This window comes from Halopseudomonas sp. MFKK-1, from assembly GCF_027474385.1.
In the GTDB taxonomy this organism is placed as follows: Bacteria; Pseudomonadota; Gammaproteobacteria; order Pseudomonadales; family Pseudomonadaceae; genus Halopseudomonas; species Halopseudomonas aestusnigri.
This window is the reverse complement of the sequence record NZ_CP114836.1, coordinates 673,243-691,287: the sequence shown is the minus strand read 5'-3', so window position 1 is coordinate 691,287 and position 18,045 is coordinate 673,243. Positions and strand designations below refer to the sequence as shown.

10 protein-coding genes are annotated in these 18,045 nt (G+C 61.4%); 8 read left to right on the top strand and 2 right to left on the bottom strand.

Annotated elements, in window-relative coordinates:
* The first annotated feature begins 54 nt into the window (after positions 1 to 54).
* From aroB to O5O48_RS03075, 7 genes are all read left to right on the top strand, one after another.
* Complete coding sequence (aroB, locus tag O5O48_RS03105; RefSeq protein WP_269688124.1) at positions 55 to 1,134, top strand: 3-dehydroquinate synthase; 1,080 nt, start codon at positions 55 to 57, stop codon at positions 1,132 to 1,134.
* Positions 1,131 to 2,702 (top strand): AAA family ATPase, encoded by a 1,572-nt coding sequence (locus O5O48_RS03100; protein ID WP_269688123.1) that lies wholly within the window; start codon positions 1,131 to 1,133, stop codon positions 2,700 to 2,702. Before aroB ends, O5O48_RS03100 begins: the two co-directional genes overlap by 4 nt.
* 266 nt (positions 2,703 to 2,968) lie before the next feature.
* Positions 2,969 to 7,420: a glutamate synthase large subunit gene (gene gltB, locus O5O48_RS03095; RefSeq protein WP_269688122.1), complete on the top strand. Its 4,452-nt coding sequence runs from the start codon at positions 2,969 to 2,971 to the stop codon at positions 7,418 to 7,420.
* 108 nt (positions 7,421 to 7,528) lie between these two features.
* Entirely contained in the window at positions 7,529 to 8,947 is a 1,419-nt protein-coding gene (locus O5O48_RS03090) for an FAD-dependent oxidoreductase (protein WP_088277105.1), read from the top strand.
* Between the two features lie 114 nt (positions 8,948 to 9,061).
* Positions 9,062 to 10,144: a uroporphyrinogen decarboxylase gene (gene hemE, locus O5O48_RS03085; RefSeq protein WP_228245555.1), complete on the top strand. Its 1,083-nt coding sequence runs from the start codon at positions 9,062 to 9,064 to the stop codon at positions 10,142 to 10,144.
* A gap of 55 nt (positions 10,145 to 10,199) precedes the next feature.
* Positions 10,200 to 10,970: a ParA family protein gene (locus tag O5O48_RS03080; RefSeq protein WP_228245554.1), complete on the top strand. Its 771-nt coding sequence runs from the start codon at positions 10,200 to 10,202 to the stop codon at positions 10,968 to 10,970.
* An 85-nt stretch (positions 10,971 to 11,055) separates the two neighbouring features.
* A complete protein-coding gene (locus O5O48_RS03075) occupies positions 11,056 to 12,330 on the top strand; it encodes a bifunctional O-acetylhomoserine aminocarboxypropyltransferase/cysteine synthase (RefSeq protein ID WP_228245553.1) in 1,275 nt (424 codons plus the stop codon).
* Positions 12,331 to 12,552: 222 nt separating this feature from the next.
* Here the strand turns inward: O5O48_RS03075 and O5O48_RS03070 are convergent, their stop codons facing one another.
* Positions 12,553 to 14,340 (bottom strand): SLC13 family permease, encoded by a 1,788-nt coding sequence (locus O5O48_RS03070; RefSeq protein ID WP_269688121.1) that lies wholly within the window; start codon positions 14,338 to 14,340, stop codon positions 12,553 to 12,555.
* 131 nt (positions 14,341 to 14,471) lie between these two features.
* Positions 14,472 to 15,896 (bottom strand): protein adenylyltransferase SelO, encoded by a 1,425-nt coding sequence (selO, locus tag O5O48_RS03065; RefSeq protein WP_269688120.1) that lies wholly within the window; start codon positions 15,894 to 15,896, stop codon positions 14,472 to 14,474.
* Positions 15,897 to 16,083: 187 nt separating this feature from the next.
* Here selO and O5O48_RS03060 point away from each other — a divergent pair, with 187 nt between their 5' ends.
* Complete coding sequence (locus O5O48_RS03060) at positions 16,084 to 17,874, top strand: acyl-CoA dehydrogenase C-terminal domain-containing protein (protein WP_269688119.1); 1,791 nt, start codon at positions 16,084 to 16,086, stop codon at positions 17,872 to 17,874.
* Positions 17,875 to 18,045: the final 171 nt, after the last annotated feature.

Below are 18,045 nucleotides of genomic sequence, written 5' to 3'. Positions count from 1 at the left end.
TCGCAGCTTCCCGCGACTGTTGTATCCTGTGCCAGCTGAATGGGGAGTGCATTGATGCAGGTTCTGAATGTCGATCTAGGTGATCGCAGTTATCCAATTTATATCGGCTCGGGTCTGATGGCCCAGGCTGAGATGTTCGCTCGTCATATCGGCGGTCGGCAGGTGTGCATCGTCACCGATGATACCGTCGCGCCGCTATATCTTGAGTCTCTGCAGCAGGTGCTCAGTGACTACAAGGTAACCTCGGTGGTCTTGCCGACGGGTGAGGCCTACAAGAACTGGGCAACACTGCAGCAGATTTTCGATGCCCTGCTGGCGGAGCGCCATGATCGCCGAACAACGCTCATTGCCCTTGGTGGTGGTGTAATTGGTGACATGACGGGCTTCGCTGCGTCTGCCTACCAGCGCGGTGTCGATTTCATTCAGGTGCCTACCACCCTGTTGTCGCAGGTTGACTCTTCTGTGGGCGGCAAGACCGGCATCAATCATCCGGCAGGCAAGAATATGATCGGCGCCTTCTATCAGCCCAAGGCGGTGATTATCGACACTGACAGCCTCAAGACCCTGCCGGGTCGTGAGGTCAGCGCCGGGCTGGCGGAGATAATCAAGTACGGCCTGATCAGGGATGAAGCCTTTCTTGGCTGGCTGGAACGGAACATGGTCGGCTTGCGTCAACTCGATACGACGCTGGTGACCGAGGCGATCATGCGCTCCTGTGCTATCAAGGCCGAGGTTGTTGCTGCTGACGAGCGCGAAGGCAGTGTGCGCGCGATTCTCAATCTGGGTCATACCTTCGGCCACGCCATTGAGGCACACCAGGGCTACGGCAGCTGGCTGCACGGAGAGGCCGTGGGCGCCGGAATGGTCATGGCGCTTGACCTGTCGGAGCGGCTTGGCTGGATCTCGGATGTTGATCGAAAGCGTGGCGAATCCGTCATCGCCGCAGCTGGATTGCCGGTTCGTGCGCCTGCCGGTATGCGGGCGTCCGACTTTGAGCGCCTGATGGCAGTGGATAAAAAGGTTCTCGACGGTCAGCTGCGCCTGGTGCTGCTGCGCCGGATTGGCGACGCAGAAGTGACGGCCGATTATGATGTCTTGGCGCTTCGTGAATGCCTGCAGGACAGTGAACAATGAGTAATGGTTTTGATGAGGTTTTCAGTGCGGTGAGTCAGCCGGACGAGTTGCTGGAGCATTACCAGCTCAGTCACGATCCCTTTGCCGCGCGGGCTCCAGGCTTCAAGTTCTTTACGCCGAAAAGAAAGCCGGTTCTCGCCGAGTTGCACCATCTCGCTCGTTATGGCCACAAGGTGCTGGTGGTAGCGGGGCCGCAGGGTGCCGGCAAGACGTTGTTGCGCCAGGCGCTGGTTGCCAGCAGTAACAAGGATACCGTTCAGTGTGTTGTATTGTCTGCGCGTGAGCACGCGTCTGAGGCGGCCCTGCTGGCCCAGCTTTGTCAGGCGCTCAATACCGAACAGCGCGATGTGGCCAGTCTGCTGCAGAAGGCGCAGCAAAGCGAGCTGGTAGGCATTCAGCTCTATCTGGTCATTGATGATGCCGAACTGCTTGAGTCGTCGGCCATCAGCATGTTGTGTGAAATCGCTGAAGCCGGCAGCTTTGCACCGCGGGTATTCCTGTTTGCCGATAGCGAATCGGTGGGGCGTTTTGCTTCTGCCGCTGCGGGTGAGGAGGCTGGCAATGTTCATGTTGTCAGTCTGGCCGCGCTGGATGTTAACGAAACCCGCGACTATCTCGCCCAGCGCCTGGAAGGCGCCGGTCAGGGAATCGAGCTGCTCAGCGACGAGCAGATTGAGGAGATTCACCGGCTCAGCGGCGGCTGGCCCGGCGGGATCAATCTGGCAGGACGTCAGGTTATGCTTCGGGCGATGCAGCAGGCGCCACTGGCAGCGCGCACTTCAAGCTCAGGCGGTATACCCTTCAAGGCGCTGGCAGCGCTTGGCCTGATTGGGCTGGGTGTTGCCGTGGCCTGGTACATGGGGGATCGAGCCCCGGTTGAGCCGGAGCGCACGGTGCTGCAGTTGCCGGAGCCGGTCGTTGAGGCGCAAATTGAAGTACCCGAGCCGATTGCGCCGCCGGCGCCGGCCTCGGCTGCTGCTCAGAATGACGGCGGCAACCAAACAGCGCCGTCAGTGGCTGGCCTGGTTGATGCGCCGGTGCTGGTAGAGGGCGATGAAACTGTCCCTGCTCGTGCACCCGAATTGGAGGTTGCGCAATCCGATTCCTCGCCACAGCCTGTTTCAGCTCCAGCTCCAGCTCCAGCTCCAGCTCCAGCTCCAGCTCCAGCTCCAGCTCCAGCTCCAGCTCCAGCTCCAGCTCCAGCTCCAGCTCCAGTCCCGACGCCAGCGCCTGCTCCCGTTACGGCGCCGGTTGTTGCGTCCGCTGCGTCATCGGTTACGCATGACGCGCAGTGGTACCGTCAGCGCGCGGGTTCCGAGTATGTGGTTCAGTTGCTGGGTACGCGCTCAGAGGCGGCGGCCCGCAGTTTTATCGGTAAGCACGCCGGCGTCTCTGATCTGGGCTATTTCGAGACGACGCATCAGGGTGCTGCCTGGTTTGTGGTCACCCAGGGCATTTATCCTTCCCGCCAGGCTGCCCAGGCCGGAATTGCCGAGCTGCCTGCTGTTCTGCGCGACAGCAAGCCCTGGCCGCGCAGCATTGGGGACATTCAGGGCGGTTTGCGCTGAGCCTGAGCCCGTCGGTGCAAGGCTGACGGGTGCGCCGCGCCCTGTGGCAGGATCTGTAAAGCGCCTTCGGGCGCTTGGCAGGGGTGGCAAAAGTTTCCTATTTACGACATTTGGATACGCCCAAGCGGCATTTTTTGCCCAAAAAAAATTGTGGGCGCTGATGCCGCTGTGTACAATTACTCCCCTTTTGTCCGGCGCAGGGCCAGATTTCTCTGTGATCTGGAGTCTAACGCGCCCGAATTTACTAGCTTTTTGAGAGAGTGCCTATGAAAGCAGGTCTATACCAGCCTGATCAGTTCAAGGATAACTGTGGCTTTGGTTTGATTGCCCACATGGAAGGCCAGCCCAGTCATCACCTGCTGCAGACGGCAATTGAAGCGCTGACGTGCATGACCCACCGCGGCGGCATTAACGCCGACGGCAAGACCGGCGATGGTTGCGGCCTGCTCATTCAGAAGCCGGACCGTTTTCTGCGCGAGGTTGCCCGCGAGACGCTGGCGGTCGAACTGCCCGACCAGTACGCCGTGGGCATGGTGTTCATGGGTGCCGACGAGGCTGCCAGCACCGCTGCCAAACAGGCTTTTGCCGACGCCTTGAGTGATCAGGGGCTGACCGGTCTGGGCTGGCGCGAAGTGCCGGTCGATCCGTCGGTTCTCGGCCCGCTGGCCCTGAGCAGCATGCCGCGTATTGAGCAAGTGTTCGTATCAGGCGAGGGCTTGGACGAGCAGCAATTTGCCGTCAAGTTGTTCTACGTGCGCCGCAAGGCCGAAATCGCCATGCAGGCCGACAGCAACTTCTATGTCTGCAGCCTGTCGCACAAGGTCGTGTCCTACAAGGGCCTGATGATGCCGGCCGATCTGGACAAGTTCTATCCGGATCTGGGTGATGCCCGAATGGAAACCGCGATCAGCGTGTTCCACCAGCGCTTCTCAACCAATACCCTGCCGAAGTGGCCGCTGGCGCAGCCGTTCCGTCTGGTTGCCCACAATGGTGAAATCAACACCATCACCGCTAACCGTAACTGGGCCCAGGCGCGCCGTAACAAGTTCACCAACGATCTGATGCCCGATCTGGACAGCCTGGCACCGCTGGTCAACACCACCGGTTCCGACTCCTCGAGCATGGACAACATGCTTGAGCTGCTGATCTGCGGCGGCATGGATCTGTTCCGCGCCATCCGCATGGTTGTGCCGCCGGCGTGGCAAAACGTGGAGACCATGGATGCCGATCTGCGGGCGTTCTACGAATACAACTCCATGCATATGGAAGCCTGGGACGGCCCGGCCGGTATTGTACTGACCGAAGGTCGCTACGCGGTCTGTCTGCTCGACCGCAACGGTCTGCGCCCGGCGCGTTATGTCATCACCAAGAACGGCTATATCACCCTGGCCTCCGAAATCGGCGTGTGGGACTACCAGCCCGAAGACGTCGTCAGCAAGGGCCGTGTTGGTCCGGGTCAGATTCTGGCTGTCGACACTCAGACTGGCGAAGTGCTGCACACCGATGATGTGGCTAATCGCCTGAAGTCCCGTCATCCGTACCGCAAGTGGCTGAAGGAAAATGCCCTGCGCATCCAGGCTACGCTGGATGATCGCGACCACGGCTCCGATTTCCTCTCGTCCGAGCGTCTCAAACAGTACATGAAGATGTTCCAGGTCACCTTCGAAGAGCGTGACCAGGTGCTGCGCCCGCTGGCCGAGAACGGTCAGGAAGCGGTCGGCTCCATGGGCGACGACACGCCGATGGCGGTGCTGTCCGGTCGCGTGCGTTCGGTCTATGACTACTTCCGTCAGCAGTTCGCCCAGGTGACCAATCCGGCGATCGACCCGCTGCGTGAAGCCATCGTCATGTCGCTGGAAACCTGCCTGGGTGCCGAGCGCAACGTCTTTGAAGAGACTGCCGATCACGCCAATCGCGCGATTCTCAGCTCGCCGGTGATCTCTCCGGCCAAGTGGCGCACCATCATGAACCTGGACGAGCGTCCCGGTTTTGCGCGCCACGTCATTGACCTCAACGTCGCTGAAGGCACGCCGCTTGGCGAGGCCGTGCGCGATATCGCCGCCCAGGCCGAGGCCGCCGTGCGTGAAGGCAAGACGCTGATCGTGCTGAGCGACCGGGCTATCGAGCAGGGCAAGCTGCCGGTCCACGCGGCGCTGGCTGTAGGTGCTGTGCATCACCACCTGACCGCGACGGGTCTGCGTTGCGAGTGCAACATCCTGGTTGAAACCGCGACCACCCGTGATCCGCATCACTACGCGGTGCTGATCGGCTTCGGTGCGACCGCAGTCTACCCGTACCTGGCGTATGAAGTGCTGGGTGACCTGATCCGTACCGGCGAAGTCATTGGCGACCTGTACGAAACCTTCAAGTACTACCGCAAGGGTATTTCCAAGGGCCTGCTGAAGATCCTGTCGAAGATGGGTATCTCCACCATCGCGTCCTATCGTGGTGCCCAACTGTTTGAAGCAGTGGGTCTGGCCGACGAAGTCGTTGATGTCTGCTTCAAGGGCGTTGCCAGCCGCATTCAGGGTGCCCGCTTCCAGGACCTGCAGGCCGAACAGGCGCTGCTGGCCAAGGAAGCCTGGAACCCGCGCAAGGCGATCCAGCAGGGCGGTCTGCTCAAGTTCGTGTTTGGTGGCGAATATCATGCCTACAACCCGGACGTGGTCCGCGCGCTGCAGGATGCGGTGCAGGGCGACAGCTACGACAAGTATCAGGAGTACGCCGCGCTGGTGAACAGCCGTCCGGTTGCGGCGCTGCGTGACCTGCTCAAGGTGCGCGACGACCAGCAGGCGATTGCGTTGGATGAGGTCGAGCCGCTGGAGTCGATCTTCAAGCGCTTTGACTCTGCCGGTATCTCGCTGGGTGCACTGTCTCCCGAGGCACATGAGGCCATCGCCGAGGCGATGAACCGTCTGGGCGCACGCTCGAACTCTGGTGAAGGTGGTGAAGACCCCGCTCGCTACGGAACCGAGCGCACCTCCAAGATCAAGCAGATCGCTTCCGGTCGCTTTGGTGTGACCCCGGAATACCTGGTCAACGCCGAGGTGCTGCAGATCAAGGTTGCCCAGGGTGCCAAGCCCGGTGAGGGTGGCCAGCTGCCGGGTGGCAAGGTCAACGAGCTGATTGCCCGTCTGCGTTATGCAGTCCCGGGTGTGACGCTGATTTCACCGCCGCCACACCACGACATCTACTCGATTGAAGATCTGTCGCAGCTGATCTTTGACCTCAAGCAGGTCAACCCGCAGGCGCTGGTGTCGGTCAAACTGGTATCCGAGCCGGGCGTGGGTACCATCGCCGCCGGTGTGGCCAAGGCCTACGCTGACCTGATCACCATCTCCGGGTACGACGGTGGTACCGGCGCCTCGCCGCTGACCTCCATCCGTTATGCCGGCTCGCCCTGGGAGCTGGGCCTGTCCGAAGCCCATCAGACCCTGCGCGGCAATGATCTGCGTGGCAAGGTCCGGGTACAGACCGACGGTGGTCTGAAAACCGGTCTGGACGTGATCAAGGCGGCGATCCTCGGTGCCGAGAGCTTTGGTTTCGGTACCGCGCCGATGATCGCGTTGGGCTGCAAATACCTGCGTATCTGCCACCTGAACAACTGCGCGACCGGTGTTGCGACCCAGAACCAGCACCTGCGTGACAACCACTACATAGGTACCGTGCAGATGGTGATGAACTTCTTCACCTACGTCGCCATGGAAACCCGTGAGTGGCTGGCCAAGCTGGGTGTGCGCAGTCTGCAGGACCTGATCGGCCGTACCGATCTGCTGGAAATCCTGCCCGGCACGACCGCCAAGCAGCAAAACCTGGATCTCGAGCCGTTGCTGTTCAGCAAGGACGTTCCGGCCGACAAGCCGCAGTTCTGCGAGTCGCCGCGTAACCCGCCGTTCGACAAGGGCCTGACTGCCGAGAAGATGGTCGAGATGGCGCGTGCCGCCATCGACGGTCGTACCGGTGGCGAGTTCGAGCTGTCGCTGACCAACTGTGACCGTTCCATCGGTGCCCGTGTGTCCGGCGAGATCGCCAAGGTACACGGCAACCAGGGCATGGCCAGCGCACCGATCACCTTCCGCATGAAGGGCACGGCCGGTCAGAGCTTCGGCGTCTGGAACGCCGGTGGTTTGCACATGTATCTGGAAGGCGATGCCAACGACTACGTCGGCAAGGGCATGACCGGCGGCAAGCTGACCATTGTACCGCCCAAGGGCAGCCCGTTCCGCTCCGAGCAGACCTCGATCATCGGCAACACCTGCCTGTACGGTGCCACCGGTGGCAAGCTGTTCGCAGCCGGCGTGGCCGGCGAGCGCTTCGCGGTGCGTAACTCCGGTGCGCACGCGGTCATCGAAGGCGCTGGCGACCACTGCTGTGAGTACATGACCGGCGGTATGGTCTGCGTACTCGGCAGTACCGGCCACAATTTCGGTGCCGGTATGACCGGTGGCTTTGCCTATGTGCTGGATATGGACAATACCTTCTTCGACAAGCTCAATCATGAGCTGGTCGAGTTGCACCGCATCAGCAACGAGGCGATGGAGATGTACCGCAGCCACCTGACCCAGGTGCTGACCGAGTACGTCACCGAAACCGGCAGTGCATGGGGTGCCGAGGTGCTGGACAACCTGGACGACTACATCCGCCGCTTCTGGCTGGTCAAGCCGAAGGCCGCAAGCCTGCGGGCCCTGCTGACCAGCACGCGAGCGAACCCACAATAAAGCCGCCGCAGGCAGGCTGCCGCGCACCGAGCGCCCCAGCCTGCCGCTGGCCCTGATGAGTCTTGCAGTGGTGTGATGAAGCCGCCGCTGCAGTTTAGAGGTTGAGATATGGCAGACCGTTTGAACAACGACTTCCAGTTTATCGATGTAGGTCGTGAAGATCCCAAGAAGCGCCCGCTGCGCGTGCGCAAGACCCAGTTCGTCGAGATTCACGAGCAGTTCAAGCCGGAAGCGGCGTCCGACCAGGCGCACCGCTGCCTCGGTTGTGGCAACCCCTACTGTGAGTGGAAGTGCCCGGTACACAACTTTATTCCGAACTGGCTGAAGCTGGTCTCCGAGGGCAACATCCTCGAAGCCGCCGAGCTGTCGCACCAGACCAACACCCTGCCGGAAGTCTGCGGCCGCGTGTGCCCGCAGGACCGTCTGTGTGAAGGCGCCTGTACCCTGAACGACGGTTTTGGTGCGGTCACCATCGGCTCGGTCGAGAAGTACATTACCGATACCGCCTTCGCCATGGGCTGGCGCCCGGACATGTCCGGTGTCGTGCCGACGGGCAAGCGCGTTGCCATCATCGGTGCCGGCCCGGCCGGTCTGGGTTGCGCCGACGTGCTGGCGCGTGCCGGTGTCAGCCCGGTGGTATTCGACCGTTACCCGGAAATCGGTGGCCTGCTGACCTTCGGTATCCCCGAGTTCAAACTCGAGAAGAGCGTGCTGTCACGCCGCCGCGAAGTATTCGAAGGCATGGGTATCGAGTTCCGCCTGAACACCGAGATCGGTAAGGACGTCATGATCGACGACCTGCTGGCCGAGTACGATGCCGTGTTCATGGGCATGGGTACCTACACCTACATGAAGGGCGGCTTCCCGGGTGAAGATCTGCCTGGTGTATACGACGCCCTGGACTTCCTGATCGCCAACGTCAACCGCAACCTCGGGTTCGAGAAGTCCGCTGACGACTTTATCGATATGAAGGGCAAGAAGGTGGTTGTGCTCGGCGGTGGTGATACCGCAATGGACTGTAACCGCACGTCCATTCGCCAGGGTGCGACCGCAGTGACCTGCGCCTACCGCCGTGACGAAGCCAACATGCCGGGTTCGCGCAAGGAAGTGAAGAACGCCAAGGACGAGGGCGTGAAGTTCCTGTTCAACCGCCAGCCGATCGCCATTGTTGGCGAAGACAAGGTTGAAGGCGTCAAGGTGGTGGAAACCCGTCTGGGTGAGCCGGACGCCCGCGGTCGCCGCAGTCCCGAGCCGATTCCGGGTTCCGAAGAAGTGCTGCCGGCCGATGCCGTGGTCATCGCCTTCGGTTTCCGTCCGAGCCCGGCCGACTGGTTTGCTGACAAGAACGTTGAGACTGACAGCCAGGGTCGCGTGATTGCGCCTGAGCAAGGTCAGTACAAGTTCCAGACCAGCAACCCGAAGATCTTTGCCGGTGGCGACATGGTGCGCGGCTCCGATCTGGTGGTGACCGCGATCTTCGAAGGTCGCCAGGCTGCCGAGGGTATCCTCGACTTCCTCGGCGTGTGACAACCGGTCACACATACAGGGGCGCCTTCGGGCGCCCTTGTTGTTTCTGGCCCTGATCTTTCCCGCCAATTGCCGCTACAATGGCCGCTGACTTTTTCGACTGGATGTGCCCCCATGACCGAACTCAAGAATGATCGTTTCCTGCGCGCGCTGATGCGTCAGCCGGTGGATGTCACCCCTGTGTGGATGATGCGCCAGGCTGGCCGCTATCTGCCGGAGTATCGCGCCTCGCGTGCACGGGCGGGCGATTTCATGGGGCTGTGCATGAATCCGGAGATGGCCTGCGAAGTAACCCTGCAGCCGCTGGATCGCTACCCGCTGGACGCGGCCATTCTGTTCTCCGATATTTTGACGATTCCGGATGCCATGGGGCAGGGCCTGTACTTTGAGACCGGCGAAGGTCCGCGCTTTCGCAAGGTGATTAACAGTCTGGCCGATATCGAGGCGCTGCCGGTTCCCGATCCGGAGAACGATCTGGGATACGTGATGGATGCGGTGCGCACCATTCGCCGTGAGTTGAACGGCCGGGTGCCGCTGATCGGCTTCTCCGGCAGCCCCTGGACGCTGGCGACCTACATGGTCGAGGGCGGTTCTTCCAAGGACTTCCGCAAGACCAAGGCCATGCTCTACGACCAGCCTGAGGCCATGCACCTGCTGCTCGACAAGCTCGCCCAGTCTGTCACCAGCTACTTGAACGGCCAGATTCTTGCCGGCGCCCAGGCGGTGCAGATTTTTGATACCTGGGGCGGCAACCTCTCCGCCGACGCCTACCAGAAGTTTTCGCTGGCCTACATGCGCAAGATCGTTTCCGGTCTGATTCGCGAGCATGACGGTCGCAAGATTCCGGTCATCCTGTTCACCAAGAACGGCGGCCTGTGGCTGGAAAGCATCGCCGATGCCGGTGCCGACGCGCTGGGTCTGGACTGGACCATGGATATTGGCGTCGCCCGCTCGCGGGTTGGTGCAAAGGTTGCATTGCAGGGCAACATGGACCCGACGGTGCTGTACGCCAAGCCGGCGGCGATTCGTGCCGAGGTGGCACGCATCCTCGCCAGCTACGGCAAGGGCAGCGGCCATGTATTCAACCTGGGCCACGGTATTACACCCGAGGTTGACCCGGCTCACGCCGGTGCCTTTATCGAGGCGGTGCATGAATTGTCAGCGATCTATCACGATCCGAATGCTATCGTGGTCTGACGGTTCCTGCGCCAAGATGGCGCACGACGGAAGCGACTGAACAAGGAGAAGGCGTATGCGCAGGGTAGTGTTCAACCAGAAGGGTGGGGTCGGTAAATCCAGCATCGCCTGCAACCTCGCCGCGGTCAGTGCCGCGGCGGGCTACAAGACCCTGGTGATTGACCTGGACCCGCAGGCCAACTCCAGTCACTACCTGCTGGGCGAGCGCATGGCGGATGTCGATACCACCATCGCCGACTTCTTCGCCCAGACCCTGTCCAGCGGCCTGTTCAGCAAGAAGGCCGAGCACTTCGTCACCGAGACACCGTTCGAGAACCTCTGGCTCATGCCGGCCAGCCCCGAGCTGGCCGAGTTGCAGCACAAGCTGGAGTCGCGCTACAAGATACAGAAGCTGCGCAAGCTGCTGAACGATCTGAAGGACAACTACGAGCGCATCTACATCGACACCGCGCCGGCCTTCAACTTCTATACCATGTCGGCGCTGATTGCCGCCGACCGCGTGCTGATCCCGTTCGACTGCGACAGCTTCTCCCGGCAGGCGCTCTACGGTCTGCTGAGCGAGTTGGAAGACGTGCGTGAAGAGCATAACGAGGATCTGGCGGTTGAAGGTATCGTCGTCAACCAGTTCCAGCCGCGTGCCGCGCTGCCGCAGAAGATGCTTGATGAACTCATTGCCGAGGGGTTGCCGGTGTTGCCGGTTCATCTGAACAGCTCGGTACGCATGCGCGAGTCGCATGAGGCGGCCACTCCGCTGATCTTCCTCGACGGTCGGCACAAGCTGACCCAGCAGTTTATGGCGCTGCACGACCACATCGAGAGTCAATAAGTCACGTCTGTCCGGATTGACCGTCCGGGCTTCCTTCTGCATGCTCGGCGCTGGGCTTGAACAACTCGATAACAAGGACAGCGCAATGAAGCTTGAAACGCTCGCCATTCACGCCGGCTATACCCCAGACCCGAACACCCACGCGGTGGCCGTGCCGATCTATCAGACCACCTCGTACTCCTTTGACAACACCCAGCACGGTGCCGACCTGTTCGACCTGAAGGTGCCTGGCAATATCTACAGCCGCATCATGAACCCGACCAACGATGTGCTGGAGCAGCGGGTTGCCGCGCTCGAGGGCGGCGTGGGTGCGCTGGCGGTGGCCTCCGGTATGGCCGCGATTACCTATGCGATCCAGACGCTGGCCGAAGCCGGCGACAATATCGTGTCGGTGGCCAAGCTGTATGGCGGCACCTACAACCTGTTTGCCCACACTCTGCCGCGTCAGGGCATCGAGACCCGCTTTGCCGCCCACGACGACATCGCCGCGCTGGAAAGCCTGATCGACGCGCGCACCAAGGCGGTGTTCTGCGAATCCATCGGCAACCCGTCCGGTAACGTTATCGACATTCAGGCGCTGGCCGACGCGGCTCACCGCCACGGCGTCCCGCTGATCGTCGATAACACCGTGGCCACACCGGCACTGTGCCGCCCGTTTGAGCACGGCGCGGACATCGTGGTCCACTCGCTGACCAAATACATGGGTGGTCACGGTACCACTCTGGGCGGCATCGTTGTCGATGGTGGCTGTTTCCCGTGGGCCGAGAACGCGGAACGTTTCCCGCTGCTCAATACCGCCGACCCGTCCTATCACGGCGTGGTCTATACCGAGGCCTTCGGCCCGGCCGCCTTCATTGGCCGCTGCCGCGTTGTGCCGCTGCGCAACATGGGCGCGGCGCTGTCGCCGTTCAACGCCTTCATGATCCTGCAGGGGCTGGAAACGCTGGCGCTGCGCATGGAGCGCCACTGCGACAACGCGATGGCGGTGGCGGCGTTCCTGAAGAACCACCCGCAGGTCGCCTGGGTACAGTACGCCGGGCTGGAAGATCACCCCGAGCACGCCCTCGCCAAACGCTATATGGGCGGCAAGCCGGCTTCGGTACTGTCGTTCGGGATCAAGGGCGGCCAGGAAGCCGGTGCGCGCTTTATCGACGCGCTCAACCTGGTGGTGCGACTGGTCAACATCGGCGACGCCAAGTCACTGGCCTGCCACCCGGCCTCGACCACCCACCGTCAGCTGAACGACGAGGAGCTGGCCAAGGCCGGTGTGCCGCGTGACATGGTGCGTCTGTCGATCGGTATCGAGCATATCGACGACATTCTTGCCGACCTGTCGCAGGCGCTCGACGCTTCGCTTTAGTCACCTCCCGCTTTGCGGGAGCTGAGCCGCAAGCGGCAAGCCATAAGCCACAAGCAAAATCCGCGCGGTGTTGAATCGCGCGGGTTTTCTTTTGGCTGGGATAGCACCCTGAATGCTAAAAAGCGTTTGACTGCCTGTAGGCCAATTCATCCTGACTGCGCTTGCAGCTTGCAGCTTGCAGCTTGCAGCTTGCAGCTTGCAGCTCGCGCGCGCCTGCGCGCGCTAGGGAAACAGCGGCCAGACGAGCGGAATGATCAGCGAGCCTGCTGCCCACATGATCAGGTTCAGCGGCACACCGATGCGCATAAAGTCGGCGAACCGGTAGCCACCGGCGCTGTAGACAAAGGTATTGGTCTGGTAGCCGATCGGGGTGGCGAAGCTGGCGCTGGCGGCGAACATCACGGCGACAACGAAGGGCGTCGGGTCGGCACCGAGTTGCTGGGCTACACCAATGGCAATCGGGGTAACCAGTACAGCGACCGCGTTGTTGCTGACGACTTCGGTAAGCACCGAGGTCAGCAGGTAGATGAACGACAGCATGAACAGCGGGCCAAGCAGCGGTGCCAGGGTCATGACGTGGCTGACTACGGTGTCGACCAGGCCGACCTTGTTCATTGCGATGCTGATCGCCAGCATACCGAAGATCAGGGTCAGGATGCGCCAGTCGATGGCCTTGTAGGCGTCCTCGGTATCCAGGCAGCCGGTGGCAACTACCAGTACGGCGGCGATCATTGCCAGCCCCTCGATCGGCATGACCTTGAAGGCGGCCAGCACCATCACGGCCAGCACGGCGGCGATGGCAATCGGCGCCTTGTCGCGGCGGTAGGCGCGTTCCTGTACCGAGTTGAGGCTGATCAGCTCGCCGTTGTCGGCAAACTTCTTGATCTGTGCGGGAGTACCTTCGACCAGCATGACGTCGCCGAATTGCAGCTCGAAGTCGTCCAGGTTGTCCTGGATATTCTCGTTATGGCGATGCACTGCCAGCACGTGAATACCGTAGCGCGCAGTCAGGTTGAGGTCGCGCATCGGACGGTGGCTGTAGCGTGAGTTACGACCGACGATGGCCTCGGCCAGCATCACGTCGCGGGTCGAGATGGTCTCGAAGCTGTCCGGGCGGTTGATCGCCAGCAGGCCGTTCTGGCGCAGTTCGACGAAGTCGCGCATGCCGGCATGCAGCACCAGCCGGTCGCCGGCCAGCAGCCGGGTGTCGTTGAGCGGGGTCGACAGTTCGTCGTCGCCACGGAAGATTTTCAGCACCCGGATACCGCTGTTGCCGTTCAGGTTGGCCTGGCTGATGGTCTGGCCAATCACCGGCGAGTCGTGCGGTACCAGCAGCTCGGTCATGAATGTACGGGACTGATCCGGGCGCAGCTGGCGCGACAGGCTCTCGCGTTCCGGCAGCAGGCGGTGACCAATCAGCAGCACGAAGGCCATACCGATACCGGCCAGAATCAGGCCGGGCAGGGTAATGTCGAACATGCCGAAGGGCTCCATGCCCATTTGCCGGGCTACACCGTCGACCAGAATGTTGGTCGAGGTGCCGATCATGGTCATGGTGCCGCCAAAAATGGTGGCGTAGGACAGCGGGATCAGCATTTTTGAAGGCTTGCTGCCAATTCCGGTGGCCAGCGCGATGGCGACCGGCGTGAGAATCGCGACCACCGGGGTATTGTTGATAAAGGTCGACAGCAGCAGGGCGGTCATCATCAGGCTGAACAGGGTGCGCCACTGGCTGCCCCCGCCCATGCGCGCGAGCCAGTTGCCCAGGGTTTCAACGCAACCGGTGCGCTCCAGCGCGGCAGACAGAATAAACATGCAGGCGATGGTAATGGGCGCGCTGTTCGACAACACACCCATTACCTCGGCCGGGCTCAGCAATTGGCTGACCAGCAGCACGGCAACGGCGATGCCGACGACCACGTCGGGGCTGAACCTTTCCCGTGCGAACGCGTAGAACACCCAGCACAACAGCAGTGCCACGCCAATCAGTGGCAGTGAATCCCAGCTCATCGGTACCGAACTCTCTCGTGAGGTATCGGGTCCATGCTTGGACCCTTGCAGGGCGTCACATTAAGAGGCGGCGCTATATTTGTCCAAGCACAAAAACTGATTTTTATATGCTTGCAAGGAATAAGCGAGGCTCAGGATGAACAGCTGATTTCCAGATGCCTGCCCCAGTCCGGCGGCGTCGCCGCATAGGCATCGGCACCGGGCTGTGGCTCGAACGGCCGGCGCAGGATGTGGTGCAGGCGACGTACTTCATCGAAGTCATCCTGTTCGGCGGCGGCGATGGCGTTCTGCGCCAGATAGTTGCGCAGCACATACAGCGGGTTGGCAGCCTGGCGCGCGGCCGGGCTGGCCTGGCAACGGCGCTGGTGCTCGCGATACCAGTTGTCGAAAGCGCTGCGGTCGATGAACTGATCACGCACCAACGGGTTGTCTTCGGCCAGCTTGCGCAGGGTCAGGTGGTAATCGGCGCCACTGGTTTGCATCAGTTGCAGCAGTGCGTCCAGTTGCTCGACGTCTTCCGGGCGGGCGTCGCCCCAGCCGAGTCGTCGGCGCATCAGCGTCAGATAGTGCTGCTCGAAGGTCGGCATGAACTGCGCCAGCTCGGCTTTCAGCGTATCGACCGCAATAAACGGCGTCAGCGCCTGGGCCAGACAGGCGAGATTCCACTGCGCGATCGTCGGCTGCCGATGGAAGGCATAGCGGCCTTCGTGGTCGGAGTGGTTGCAGACATGCCGTGCATCGAAGGCGTCGAGGAAGGCGTAAGGGCCGAAGTCGAAGGTGATGCCCAGAATCGACATATTGTCGGTGTTCATCACCCCGTGACAGAAACCCCAGGCTTGCCAGTGGGCGATCATCTCGGCAGTGCGCTGGAGCACACTGCGAAACATCGCCAGCTCGGGTTCCGGCTGGTTGCGGCAGTCGGGGTAGCAGGTGTCGAGGGTGAAATCGAGCAACTGGCGCAGCTCGTTGTGTTTGCGGGTGTAATAAAAGTACTCGAAGTGGCCGAAGCGAATATGCGAGCGCGCCAGGCGCAGCAGCATGGCGCCACGCTCTTCCCGTTCGCGGTAGACCGGGTTGTCGCCGACGGTCACACACAGGGCGCGGCTGCTGGGGATGCCAAGTGCATGCAGCGCCTCGCTGGCGAGGAACTCGCGGATCGACGAGCGCAGTACCGCACGGCCGTCGCCCATGCGCGAGTAGGGCGTGCTGCCGGCACCCTTGAGGTGCAGATCCCAATGCTCGCCGGCCTGGTTTACCGCCTCGCCCAGCAGCAGGCCGCGGCCATCGCCAAGCTGCGGGTTGTAGGCGCCGAACTGGTGGCCGGAATAGATCATTGCCCGTGGTTCGGCGCTGCTCCACAGCTTGTGGCCTGAAAACAGCTCGGTGAACAGCGGGTCTGTTGCTTCGGCCGGGTCCAGATCGAGCAGCCGCAGGGCATCCTCGCTGCATACCACCAGTCGCGGGTTGTGCAGCGGGTCGGGCAGGACCTTGCTGGAGAAGGTGTCGCCCAGTGCGGCGAAGCGGTTATCAAAGTGCAGATCGGCCAGAGTGGACACAGCGGGTTCCCGAAGCAATGGATGCAGTGCCTATGCTACAGCAGGATGCTTCCGGTGTTATGGCTCTCCATCAGGCGGGGTAATGGACGAGCCAAAACCTTGACCACAGGGACGGGCATCCCTAGTGTTCAAACACCTGTATGAAACCATGCTGCCAGTTCTGTCTGGCGCCCCCTGGAGAGTCGACATGCCTGAATATAACGCCCCCTTGCGCGATATGCGCTTCGTCATGGATGAACTGCTGGACATGACCGGCAGCTATGCTGCCTATGGTCTGGAAGATGCCACCCCTGATCTGGTCAGCGCGATCCTCGAAGAGGGCGCCAAGTTCACCAACCAGGTACTGTCTCCACTTAACCGCAGCGGTGACGAAGAAGGCTGCCATATCGAAAATGGTGTGGTTACCACTCCGAAGGGCTTCAAGGAAGCCTATCAGGCCTACTGCGAGAACGGCTGGGGCTCGATGACCGCATCGCCGGAATACGGCGGACAGGGCCTGCCGTCTTCGCTGGGGCTGATCATCAGCGAGATGGTTGCCTCTGCAAACTACTCGTTCAGCATGTACCCGGGCCTGTCCCACGGCTGTGCTGCGGCAATTGCAGCGCACGGTACCCAGGCGCAGAAAGACCTTTACCTGAGCAAGCTGACCCCCGGCACCTGGACCGGTACCATGTGTCTGACCGAGCCGCATTGCGGGACCGACCTGGGCCTGATCAAGACCCGCGCCGTACCGCAGGCTGACGGCACCTACAAGGTCACCGGCACCAAGATCTTCATTTCGTGCGGTGAGCACGACATGGCCGAAAACATCGTCCACCTGGTTCTGGCCAAGCTGCCCGACGCGCCAGCTGGCACCAAGGGTATCTCGCTGTTCATCGTGCCCAAGTTCCTGCCCGACGCCAACGGCGAAGTGGGCGAGCGCAACAGCCTGATCTGCGGCTCCATCGAACACAAGATGGGCATCAAGGCCTCCGCTACCTGCGTCATGAACTTTGACGATGCTACCGGCTTTTTGATCGGCGACATCAACAAGGGTCTGAACTGCATGTTCACCATGATGAACCACGCCCGTCTGGGTACCGGCATGCAGGGTCTGTGTCACGGTGAAGCGTCCTATCAGTCGGCGCTGGCCTACGCCAAAGACCGTCTGCAAATGCGTTCGCTCAAAGGCCCGGCTGCCCCGGAAAAAGCGGCTGACCCGATCATCGTTCATCCGGACGTGCGTCGCATGCTGCTGACCATGAAAGCGTTCAACGAAGGTAACCGCGCGCTGGCCTACCACACCGCCAGCCTGCTGGATCAGGCTCACTACGCGGCAGAAGAAGAGGCCCGCGCTGATGCTGAGGCCCAGCTGGCCTTCCTGACGCCGATCTGTAAGGCCTTTATGACCGATACCGGTCTGGAAGCCACCCTGCTGGGTCAGCAGATCTTCGGCGGTCACGGATTCATCCGTGAGTGGGGGCAGGAGCAGCAGGTGCGTGATTGCCGTATCGCCCAGATCTATGAAGGCACCAACGGCATTCAGGCCCTCGACCTGCTCGGTCGCAAGGTGCTGGGTAGCCAGGGCAAGTTGCTGAAAACCTTCACCAAGCAGGTTCACCTGCTGTGCAAGGAAGTGGAAGGCAACGCCACCTTTGGCGAGTACGCCAAGAAACTGGCCCAGCTCAACACCCAGTGGGGCGAGCTGACTACCGCCGTTGGTATGAAGGCGATGCAGAACCCCGAGGAAGTGGGCGCAGCGTCCGTTGATTACCTGGCGTTCTCCGGCTACGTTGTGCACGCCTACTTCTGGTTGAAGATGGCACTGGTCGCTCAGGCCAAGCTGGATGCCGGCACCACCGAGGTCGACTTCTACAAGGGCAAGCTGGCGACCCAGGCGTTCTACTACCAGCGTCTGCTGCCGCGCGCCCAGGCTCACGCCGAGGCGCTGAGCGCCGGTGCCTCTACTCTGATGGATATTGCTGTCGAGCAGTTCTGATCCATCCGTTGGTCCAGGAAACCCCGGCTTGCCGGGGTTTTTTATTGTCTGGCGTGCAGGCTTTGGGTAATGCTTGGCACGTCTGACCCTGATCTGCCGATGTTGCTTATGGTGACCAATCAATAATAAAAAGTCATAAAAAGACGCTACAGGTTTTTTTGTTGTCGATAT